This window comes from Streptomyces sp. NPDC005485 (assembly GCF_040606085.1).
Classification (GTDB): domain Bacteria; phylum Actinomycetota; class Actinomycetes; order Streptomycetales; family Streptomycetaceae; genus Streptomyces.
Map to the genome: position 1 here is coordinate 1 of NZ_JBEXDZ010000233.1, position 10,847 is coordinate 10,847.

Consider the following 10,847-nt stretch of genomic DNA (forward strand, 5'->3'; position numbering starts at 1 on the left):
CTGTTCGGGTGGCGGAACCGGCCCATCTGCGTGAATCCACCCGTGCCGGGGCATACGGAGCACGAACCCCCTCGATCATGTCGAGGACGACGAGTGTGGGAGGTACATCCGTGAGCACCCTCTTCAGAACGAAGAAGGTCGAACAGTCGATCTTGGACACTGAGGAGCCGGAGCACGCACTCAAGAAGTCGCTCTCGGCCCTGGACCTCACCGTCTTCGGCGTCGGCGTGATCATCGGCACCGGCATCTTCGTCCTCACCGGCACGGTGGCCAGGAACAACGCCGGTCCCGCCGTCGCCCTGGCCTTCGTGGTGGCCGGGGTCAGCTGCGGGCTCGCCGCACTCTGCTACGCCGAGTTCGCCTCCACGGTGCCGGTGGCGGGCTCCGCGTACACCTTCTCGTACGCCTCCCTCGGCGAACTGCCCGCCTGGACCATCGGCTGGGACCTGGTCCTGGAGTTCGCGCTCGGCACGGCGGTGGTCGCCGTCGGCTGGTCCGGCTACATCGCCTCACTGCTGGACAACGCCGGCTGGCATCTGCCGGCGAGGCTCGCGGGCCGGGACGGAGCCCACGGCTTCGGCTTCGACATCCTCGCCGCCGCCCTGGTCCTCGTGCTCACCGGCATTCTCGTGCTCGGCACCAAGCTCTCGGCGCGCGTCACCTCGATCGTCGTCGCCATCAAGGTGACGGTCGTCCTCGTCGTGATCGTCGCGGGCGCCTTCTTCATCAAGGGCGACAACTACCACCCGTTCATCCCCAAGGCGCAGACCGTGGAGGCGGGCGGAGACCTCCAGTCCCCGCTCATCCAGCTGATGTTCGGCTGGGCCCCATCCAACTTCGGCGTGATGGGCATCTTCACCGCCGCCTCCGTCGTCTTCTTCGCCTTCATCGGCTTCGACGTCGTCGCCACGGCCGCCGAGGAGACCAGGAACCCGCAGCGCGACATGCCGCGCGGCATCCTCGGCTCCCTGCTCATCTGCACCACCCTCTACGTCGCGGTGTCCATCGTCGTGACCGGGATGCAGCACTACACGAAGCTGTCCGTCACCGCGCCGCTCGCCGACGCCTTCAAGGCCACCGGGCACCCGTGGTTCGCGGGGTTCATCAGCTTCGGCGCCGCCGTCGGCCTCACGACCGTGTGCATGATCCTGTTGCTCGGCCAGACCCGCGTCTTCTTCGCGATGAGCCGCGACGGCCTGCTGCCCCGCTTCTTCTCCCACGTCCACCCGAGGTTCAAGACCCCGCACCGGCCGACGATCCTGCTCGGCGTGATCATCGCGATCCTCGCGGGCTTCACGCCCCTGAGCGAGCTTGCCGAACTGGTCAACATCGGCACGCTCTTCGCCTTCGTGGTCGTCGCGCTCGGCGTGATCATCCTCCGCAGGTCCCGCCCCGACCTGCACCGCTCCTTCCGCACCCCGCTGGTGCCCCTGGTCCCGATCCTGTCGGTCCTCGCCTCGCTGTGGCTGATGCTCAACCTGCCCGCCGAGACCTGGCTGCGCTTCGGGATCTGGATGGTGATCGGCTTCTTCGTCTACTTCCTGTACGGGATCTCGCACAGCCGTCTCGGGCGGCGCGACGAGACGTCGGTGGGTGAGGTGCTGTAGCCGCCGGGCGAGGGCACCGGGGTTCGTGGGGGCCTCAGTTCGTCACCGGAGTGCTCGCCCACCTGCGTGTGATCCTGCCCACCGCGGCGGTCGCCTCCTCGGCCGGCCGCCCGCCTGCGCGCACCGCGGGGGAGAACTCGATGTGCAGGAACGGCACGTGGTCGTCGTCGGCGTCGCGGCTCTGCACGTTCTCCCGGCCCTCCAAGGGGCAGCTCCTGGCCCAGGCCCGGCACACGTTGAAGCCGCGTGCGCGGAAGGCGTCGGCCAGCGTGCGGCCGTCCTGCCGACCCGTCGGTCCGGCCCCGGTGGAGGCGACCATGTCGTAGCCGGGGGCGGAGGAGGCGGCGAAGCCGTGCAGCTGGATCCCGGGCATCCCCCGCCGGGCCAGCTCGGCGCAGACGGCACTGAAGACGGTGTCCTCGCGGTGCGCCACGTCCGCGGAGTTCCCGACTCCGGCTTTGCGGTGTGCTCCCGCGATCACCAGAACGCCACCGGGGGCGCCACGCATCACCTGCACGCCCAGCAGCTCGGTACCCCGGTCGAAGATCGGATGCGGGACCTGCACGGACCAGCGGGGGCGGTGGTCCAGGTCGATGTAGAACCGGCCCCAGCCGCGCGGAGCCACGGCGGCGTCGGTGCGGTCGGCCACCTCGGCGTAGTGGGCTCCGGAGGAGCGGTCGACGACGGTACGCACGGTGAAGTCGCGTTGCGAAAGCTGCTGCTCCGCTTCCTTGCGGTGCCCGTCGAGCAACAGGCCGACCGCCGCGGCGATTCCCTCGCGGTTGGCGCGGCTGGGTTGTCGGTAGCCGTGGTCCGCGCTGAACCGGCTTGTGTAATCCGTCACTTCGCGCGCCAGGTCGATCTCCCCGGCGCCCTTGAAGGCATGCCGGCCCGCACCGTCCGTGGCCTTGCCTTGGTCGGTGTGGAGGAGGGCGGTGAGTGCACCGGCGAGACCGGCGACGACCAGGAGTATTGTCGTGATCGTTATGATCCGTGGGCGGATGGCTCTCATGGTTGTATCAAGATATCCCGGTGAACAGACGCCGTAGCCGCACCCTGCTGAGCCTGCTGACCCCGCTCTCCCTCGTCGCCGCCCTGTCCGGCTGCGGCCTCGTCTCGGGCGGCGGGGACGACCGGAGCGGCGGGCGCTCCTTCACCGTCGCGGCAGCCGGGGACATCCTGATGCATCCCGAGCTGGTGGACCAGGCGCGCAAGGACGCCAAGCGCACCGGCAAGGGCGTGGACGGGCTGGACTTCGGGCCGATGATGGCCGGTATCAAGCCGGTGATCAGCAAGGCGGACCTGGCGATCTGTCACTTCGAGCCGGTGATGGGTGCGCCGAAGGGCCCGTTCGAGGGCTTCCCGGACTTCCAGGTGCCCCCGCAGGTCGCGAAGACGATCAAGAGCGTCGGCTACGACACCTGCTCCACCGCCTCCAATCACACGCTCGACCACGGGTACGAGGGCGTGAAGCGCACCCTGGACGGGCTGGACGCCGCCGGCCTGAAGCACACGGGTTCCTTCCGGACGAAGAAGGAGTCGCTCACCCCGCTGATCATGGACGTCAAGGGTGTCAAGGTCGCCCAGATATCGTTCGCGTACGGCTTCAACGAGCCCCACAAGCTGCCGAAGGACAAGCCCTGGCTCGCCAACCAGCAGGATCTGCGCCAGATCAAGGCCGCTGAGCAGCGGGCCCGCAAGGCAGGTGCCGAAGTGGTGATCCTCTCCCTGCACTGGGGTCGCGAGCACCACCCGGAGCCCTCGTCCACGCAGCTCTCCTTCGCCCGGCAGATCGCCCGTCACACGGGCATCAATCTGGTCATCGGCCACCACGCGCACGTCGTGGAGCCGATGGAGAAGGTCGACGGAACCTGGGTGACCTATGGCCTCGGCAACCAGATCGCCCGGCACGAGGTGCCGACGGGGCTGACCGAGGAGGGCGTGATCACCTGGTTCACGTTCACCGAGCACGGCAAGGGCAACTGGGAGGTCCGGCCCCGCTACGAGCCGACGCTGCTGATGATCCCGCCGGACGCCGAGAACGAGCGGGACGGCGGCGAGGCCACCTACAAGGACGACGACGTGCGGGACTACCGCCTGCTGGACGTGGCGACCGCGCTCCGGGACGACCAGGACCTCACGGACGCCCAGCGGGCCCGGCTGCGGCTCGCGTTCGAACGCACGGAGGGCACCCTGCTCAACCGTGGCGCGGCCAAGGACGGTCTGAAGGCACTGACCTCGCTGCCCGATTAATGTGCATGCATGCCCGATCCTGACCGCCTAAACGCGAATGTTGCGTACATCACAAAGCAACCTGCGCAACTCTGAGGGCCTCCTACCAGTCTGACTGCTGCGGGTGTGCCCGGGAGACGGGCGCGCCCGCAATGCATCCGTAATCGAACAACGTTCCCGATTTCCTGTGCGGAACTGGCCGTCCCGCACCCCTGAGAGGACCCTCCTGTGGCGTCACCGCCTCCGGCGCGGCACCATCGAGCCCGCCGTCGTGCCGACATGTCGCTGATCGGAGGCATCCGCCCGCCGATCGCGGTCCTGTCGGTGCTCCTCCTGACGCTTGCCGGCGTCACAGCACTCGTGCTGGGCCGCGTCGACAACGCCGGAGTGTCAAAGGCGGTGCTGACGTCCCAACAGCACTTCGCGGAGGACGGCGCCATCGCGCTGCGTGCCTCCATCGACGAGTCCGTCACCGACGTCACCCGGTCCGCCACGTTGTTCAGTGCCGGGCAGCCGGTCTCCAGCGACGCCGTCCTCGACAAGCTCGGCAACACCTACCAGAAGTGGGTGGGCACCGCCGTCGTCGAGATCCGCAGCAACAAGCTGGTCGCGGCCCGCGGTGAGACCGTCCCGCTGACCTCCGTGGACACCTCCGCACTCGGCGGCGCGGACGGACTGGCCCCGCGCATGGTCCGGCTGAAGAACGGCGAGGTGCGTCTGCTGTCCTTCGGTCTACTGACCTGGCCGGGCGAGCCGCAGCTGCTGCTGGTGACCTCCAGCAACCTGAAGTTCCCCGGTATCAGCCTCGGCGATTTCCGTTCCATCGCCGTAGTCGACCGCGACGGCGCGATCCTCAGCAGCGACGGCATCCCCGAACCCGAGCAGGCGCGCAACAGCATCGACCGCAAGGACATCAAGGACTCCCGCAAGCAGCTCAAGGACTTCGCCCAGACCACGGCCCGCAAGGCGCAGCAGGATCCGCGCAGCAGCAAGGAGCCCGGCATCGGGGGCTACCAGGGCGTCAGTGGCAGCCTGCTCGGCGGAAAGCTCCTCAGCGACCGGTCCGTCGCCGGATACGCCACGCTGACCTCACCCCAGCCCGGCGAGGTCAGCACCGCTTCCGGGCTCGGCCTCTCCGTGGTCGCCATGGTCAAGGTGCCCGAGGACCCCACCCGCACCCATTCCTCGGTCTTCGGTCTGCTGGCGGCCGGCGCCCTGCTCATCGTCGGCGCACTGGCCGTCGCGGTGCTGCTGGGCACCGTGCAACGCCCGCTCATCCGGCTGTTCCTGGAGTCCCGCCGGCTCACCCGGGGCGACCTGACCCGGCCCGTCACCGTCCCGGGCTACGGCGAGGCGCACCGCATCGGCAACACCCTGGAGCAGCTGCGCCGGCAGCTGGTCAGCGAGTCCGACGAAGCCTCAGGCCCGGCGCCGCGTCCGCGCGGACTGCGCAGGGTGGGCACCCGGGCCCTGCTGGTGGTGAGCGCGACCCTGCTGCTGGCCTGGTGCGCACCGCTGATGCTGCTGCTCAACCGCGCGGACAGCACGGCCGTCGTACCCCAGCAGCTCGTCAGCGACCAGCGCGAGCGCACCCAGACGCTCAGCGACCGGGTGCGTCGCGCGCTCAACGAGGGTGACGCCGACCTCCAGTCGGTCGCCTCGCTGGTCGGCAACCGGACCCCCGAGGCCATGGGCGAGGTGCTGGAACGCACCATCAACGAGAACCAGCGCTACCGTTCGCTCTACATCGTCGACTCCTCCGGTGAGGTCCTGGCCCGGAAGGGCAAGGGCCCCCGGGTGATCAAGTCCAAGCGGGCTTCCGGCACCGCGCTCCGGCTGCTGGGCCATGGCGGCAAGGAGCCCGTCGTCGTGGGCGACGCGGCGATCCCGGGCCGCAAGGGCAGTTATCTGGTGGGCGAGTTCCGCGTCGAGTTCCTCAACGCCCTGCTGAACCGGCCGGGCATGGGCGTGGTCCGGCTCGTGGACGACCACAGCAAGATCATCGCCGGCAACACGGGCTTCCTCGCCTTCCAGTCGCTGCCCGACGACAACCTGAAGGACCTCGTCTCGGCCAGCGCCCAGCGGCTCGGCAAGAAGGCACGGCCCAACGGCGTGCTCTACCACGCGCACGGGGTGCGGATCGCCGCCGCCGCGCCGTTCGCCGGCAGCGGCTCCGCCCAGAAGCTCGGCTGGAGCGTGGTCAGCTGGCAGCCCGCCAGCCGGCTCGCCATCCCCGGCTACGAGTCCCAGAACCGCACCATCCTCGCCGGGCTGCTCGGCGCCACCGCGGCCGTCGCCTGTCTGGGCTGGCTGCACATCGTGGTGGCCCGGCCCCTGCGTGCGCTGGCCGACGGAGCCGAGGCGCTCGCCGGGGGAGACCGCAAGACCGTGCTCTTCCCGCAGCACCACGACGAGGTCGGTGCCGTCACCCGCTCCCTGGAACTCATCCGGCAGCAGCTGCAGGACCAACGCAGGCAGCAGCCCCGCCGCACCCCGCCCCGGCAGCCCGCGCCGCAGCAGTCCGCGCCGCAGCAGTACACAAGGAACTGATCACCCGTGCTCTTCCTCTACACCGTGCTGCTGGTCTGCTGCGCGATCCTGCTCATAGCGGGCATCGTGGAGCAGCGCCGGCACTTCACCAACCTGGACCACATACCCACCCGGGTCCTGGTCAACGGGATCCGAGGCAAGTCCTCCATCACCCGGCTGTGCGCGGGCGCCCTGCGCGGCGGTGACCTGGTCACCGTCGCCAAGACGACCGGCACCGCGGCCCGGTTCATCCACCCGGACGCCACCGAGGAGCCGGTCTACCGCAAGTTCGGCATCGCCAACGTGGTCGAGCAGATCGGCATCGTGCGGCGGGCCGCCGCGTACCAGCCGGACGCGCTCGTCATCGAGTGCATGGCCGTCATGCCGGCCCTCCAGGAGATCAACCAGTCCAAGCTGATCCGCTCCACGATCGGCGTGCTGTGCAACGTCCGTGAGGACCACCTCGCCGAGATGGGCCCCACCCTGGACGACGTGGCACGCTCGCTGTGCCGCTCGATGCCGGAGGACGGCATCTGCGTCACTGCCGAGAAGGATCGTTTCGACATCCTCCAGGAGGAGGCGGACTCCCGGAACTGCCAGCTGATCTACGCCGACCCGGAGACGGTCAGCGACGAGGAGCTGCGCGGTTTCAGCTGGTTCACCTTCAAGGAGAACGTGGCCATCGCGCTGACCGTCGCCGAACTGCTCGGCGTCGACCGTGAGACGGCCTTGACGGGCATGTACGAGGCTCCGCCGGACCCCGGTGTCCTCTCCGTCGAGCGCTATCTGACGCCCGAGGGGAAGAAGCTGCGCTTCGCCAACGTCTTCGCGGCCAACGACCCCGAGTCGACGCTGATGAACATCAACCAGCTGCTCGACCTCGGCGCCGTCCACCGCCCGCTCAACGTGGTCATCAACTGCCGCCCCGACCGCGTCGAGCGCAACGGGCAGATGGGCGAGATCATCCCCGAGCTCGACCCCGAGCACGTCTTCGTCATCGGCCACCCGGCCAAGTCCGCCATCGACGCCATCCCCGCGGAGTTCCGCTCGCGCGCCGTCGACCTCGGCGGCGACAAGCGTGACCCGGAGGAGTTCATGGCCCTGCTGCTGCAGCAGCTCGGCCCGGACTCCTCGCTGGTCGCGATCGGCAACATCCACGGCCAGGGCGAGATCCTGCTGGAGCACCTCGCCGAACTCCCGCCGGACGACAGCGCCGAGGAACCCGTGGCCGAGGCGTCGACCGACCGTGCGGGGGCGGCGCCCACCGTGGTCGAGCACGTCGAGACCGTGCAGCTGTACGCGCCCCGCATCGACCCGTACCAGGGCTACCCGCAGGCGTACGAGTCGCGCTACACCCAGCAGCCGTACGTCCCGCAGATCCCCGTACAGCGCGATGCCGCACACCAGGACCGGGCGAGCCAGGCGGGGCACGGGCAGCCGTACCCGAACGACCCGTGGCCGCAGCCGCAGCCGCAGCCGTACTACGGCGAGCAGCCTGCCCCCGTCGCGCCGCAGGCGCGCCCGGACACCGGCCCCCCGGCCGGACAGGACCACCCCCGCGGGCTGTTCGAACCCCGCATACCTCCCCAGCCTTCCGACGACGACAGCCAGCAGTGGCACAGCCCAGGAGAACAGCGTTGATCCCCTCCGTCCTCACCCCCGAGATCGCCGCGATCGGCATCGGCCTGGGTCTGATGTTCTCGCTGATGTGCTACCTGACGACCAACCTGTCGCCGGGCGGCATGATCACGCCGGGCTGGCTGGCGCTCACCCTGATCGAGGACCTGCAGCGGGCCGCACTGGTGCTCGGGGTGACCGTGCTGACCTACGTCACCACACTGCTGCTGCAGCGTTTCGTGATCCTCTACGGGAAGCGGCTGTTCGCGACCGTGGTGCTCAGCGGCGTGCTCATCCAGGCCACCGTGATCATCGTGCTGCAGATGGAGTTCCCGCTGCTGTACGCCAACCAGACGCTCGGCTTCATCGTCCCGGGCCTGATCGGCTATCAGCTGGTGCGTCAGCCCAAGGGCGCGACGCTGCTGTCCACCGGAGCGGTCACCCTCGCCACCTATGTGGTCCTGACCGCCGGAATCCTCCTGGGCGCTCTGCCGTCCGCCTGAACTTGCCTGTACTCGACGCAATCCTGGAGCCCTCATCATGGCGAAGCGCAAAGGCCGCCCCGTCGTCCACGCCGCGACGGTCGTGGCGCTGCTCGCGAGCAGCGCCTACTTCACCTACGAACTGCGCAAGGACGAGCAGGCGAAGGTCCCGGCCACCCAGTCGGTCACCGACAACGCCCAGCAGGGTTCGGGCAAGGCGACCGGCAAGGAGACCTGGGAGCGGCTGAACAACCCGGCGCGCTCGGTGCTGCGCGACGGCAAGGGCGCGGTCATCGCCACCTACACGGACGGAGCCCGCACCGCCACGCTCAAGGGCCCCACCCGGACCTTCACCGAACCGTCCAACACCAGCACCAAGGTGGTCACCAACGACTGGGTGCGCCTCCTGCCGGAGCCCTGGACCAAGGGCGCCGAGAAGCAGCAGTGGTACAAGGACTGGTTCAAGCAGTACAACGGCAGCGAAGAGGACGACATCTTCGCGTACGCCTTCCAGTACACGCCGGGCGCGCCGGTCAAGAAGGACGACCAGGGGGTCCAGTACGAGGGCCACGCGTTCTACGGGCCCCTCAAGTCCGACGGCGTGGACCGGTACGAACAGACCGACTTCTACGACTACCTGGGCATCCCGTACACCTTCCGGGACGGCACCACGAAGCAGCCGAGCGCCGACCGCCTGCGCTCCGTGGACTGCTCCGGCTACCTGCGTCTGGTCTACGGCTACCGTGCCCGCTACCCCCTGCGGTCCGGCAACGAGTCCGGCGACGGGCTGGCGCGCACGGCCGACGCCATGGCCCGCTCCAAGACCGGTGTCGACATCATCAAGCTCCAGGGCCCCAGCCCCTGGTACGTCCGGCCGACGAACATCGATGTCCTCCAGCCCGGAGATCTGCTGTTCTTCAAGATGGACCACCGCACCAGCAACCACATGGACCACTCCGCGATCTACCTGGGCCCGGACACCGAGGGCCACAAGGTCTTCGTCTCCAGCCGCAAGGAGCAGAACGGGCCCACGATCGGCGACCAGGGCGGTGTCTCGCGACTCGACGGCAACGGCTTCTACGCCGGGCTGTTCCGCACTGCCAAGCGCCTTTGAGCGGTGTCCGGCCTCGCCCCCAGTTCTTCGTGGGCGAGGCCGTCGCCCGCGCGGGGGCTGGCCGTCGCGACGGCTCCGCCCCCACTTAGAGTGAAGCGGTGAACGGCGACTGGCTCCTCCGCGGACGCGACGGCAGGCTCAGCGTGTACCTGCTGTCGGAGGCCGCCGTGCTCTGCCGGGCGGAGCACGGCCCCGGCGGCTCCTGGGACCCGCCGCGCACCATCGGCGGCGCCCAGCGCCTGCACCCCGTCCTGGCCGTCGGTCAGGGCGCCGACGGCTATGCCCATCTGGTCTCCTGGCGCCCCACCGTCACCGGCGAGTCCGGCCTCGTCCACTCCACGCACTTCCGGCCACGGCTCGCCGCCCTCGACTGGACCCCGATCGGCCACCCCGACAAGAAGGGCGACCGGACGGGCACCCCCGCCGTCGCCGTCGACGCCGAGGGCCGCGCCCACGTCTTCGTGCGCAACAAGAGCGGCGGCGTGAGCATGGTCGCCCAGAAGGAGAAGGGCGGCTGGGATCCCTGGCGCGACCTCAAGGGGCGTGACGTCTCCGAGGAACTCGCCGCGGTGACCGGGGAGTCCGGCCGCGTCGAGCTCTACGCGGCCGTGCCGGGCGGCATCCTGCACTGGCAGCAGGAGGAGCCGGGCGCGCAGCCGGTCCTGGAGGAGGCGCTGGAGACGCCGGTACGGCCCGGCACGCTGCGTGCGCTCGCCACCTCCGCGGAGTCCACGACCCTCTTCTACACCGACGAGTCGGGTGACCTCTGCGCCTGGCGACCCGGCGGCAAGCCCGTCGCCCTGCTCGCCGGCGCCGGGCCCGGGCCCGTCACCGCCATTCGGTGCGAACTGGACGGTCACGACTGCACGTTGCTCGCTCAGCGCTCGGCCAGCGGGCGGGTCGCGTTCGCCGCGTATCCGACTCAGGACGAGTCGGCGGGGGCGTGGTGGACCGAGTCCGGGCCCGGGCTGCCTGCCGACGCCCGCGTGTCCCTCGCCGAGGACGAGGAGGGGCGCGTCGTCGCCGCCACCCTCGCCCCCACAACCGGCGAACTCCTCCTCACCCGCCGTAAGGCCGAGCCGGGCCTGGCCCTGGAGGCGTGGCGCCCGGTGTGAGGCCAGTGTGTTTCTCGCCCCCTCCGCCCCTACCCATCCCGTAGTCCTGGGGGCTGCGCCCCCTTTCCCCCTGCATCGCGCTGCCGCGCTCGTCCTCAAACGCCGGACGGGCTATTCAGCCCCTCCGGCGTTTGAGGAGCGGGGGTTCGGG

General features: G+C 69.8%; 8 protein-coding genes. 7 read left to right on the forward strand and 1 reads right to left on the reverse strand.

Annotation, left to right across the window (positions count from 1 at the left end):
* The first annotated feature begins 110 nt into the window (after positions 1 to 110).
* Positions 111 to 1,607: an amino acid permease gene (locus ABZS97_RS41360; protein WP_356147997.1), complete on the forward strand. Its 1,497-nt coding sequence runs from the start codon at positions 111 to 113 to the stop codon at positions 1,605 to 1,607.
* Between the two features lie 34 nt (positions 1,608 to 1,641).
* On the opposite strand, the gene ABZS97_RS41365 is transcribed toward ABZS97_RS41360, so the two are convergent.
* Entirely contained in the window at positions 1,642 to 2,619 is a 978-nt protein-coding gene (locus ABZS97_RS41365; RefSeq protein WP_356148000.1) for a hypothetical protein, read from the reverse strand.
* Positions 2,620 to 2,639: 20 nt separating this feature from the next.
* On the opposite strand from ABZS97_RS41365, the gene ABZS97_RS41370 reads away from it, so the two are divergent.
* The 6 genes from ABZS97_RS41370 to ABZS97_RS41395 all read left to right on the forward strand — a co-directional run bounded on the left by ABZS97_RS41370 (position 2,640) and on the right by ABZS97_RS41395 (position 10,696).
* Positions 2,640 to 3,860 (forward strand): CapA family protein, encoded by a 1,221-nt coding sequence (locus tag ABZS97_RS41370; protein ID WP_356148003.1) that lies wholly within the window; start codon positions 2,640 to 2,642, stop codon positions 3,858 to 3,860.
* Between the two features lie 258 nt (positions 3,861 to 4,118).
* Positions 4,119 to 6,389: a HAMP domain-containing protein gene (locus tag ABZS97_RS41375; protein ID WP_356148008.1), complete on the forward strand. Its 2,271-nt coding sequence runs from the start codon at positions 4,119 to 4,121 to the stop codon at positions 6,387 to 6,389.
* 6 nt (positions 6,390 to 6,395) lie between these two features.
* A complete protein-coding gene (gene pgsB, locus ABZS97_RS41380) occupies positions 6,396 to 8,009 on the forward strand; it encodes a poly-gamma-glutamate synthase PgsB (RefSeq protein WP_356148012.1) in 1,614 nt (537 codons plus the stop codon).
* A complete protein-coding gene (locus ABZS97_RS41385) occupies positions 8,006 to 8,488 on the forward strand; it encodes a poly-gamma-glutamate biosynthesis protein PgsC/CapC (protein ID WP_356148019.1) in 483 nt (160 codons plus the stop codon). The genes pgsB and ABZS97_RS41385 overlap by 4 nt, the downstream gene beginning before the upstream one ends.
* Positions 8,489 to 8,525: 37 nt before the next feature.
* Positions 8,526 to 9,581, forward strand: coding sequence for an NlpC/P60 family protein (locus ABZS97_RS41390; RefSeq protein WP_356148024.1), 1,056 nt, complete (start codon positions 8,526 to 8,528; stop codon positions 9,579 to 9,581).
* Positions 9,582 to 9,679: 98 nt separating this feature from the next.
* Complete coding sequence (locus ABZS97_RS41395) at positions 9,680 to 10,696, forward strand: hypothetical protein (protein ID WP_356148026.1); 1,017 nt, start codon at positions 9,680 to 9,682, stop codon at positions 10,694 to 10,696.
* The last annotated feature ends 151 nt before the right edge of the window (positions 10,697 to 10,847 follow it).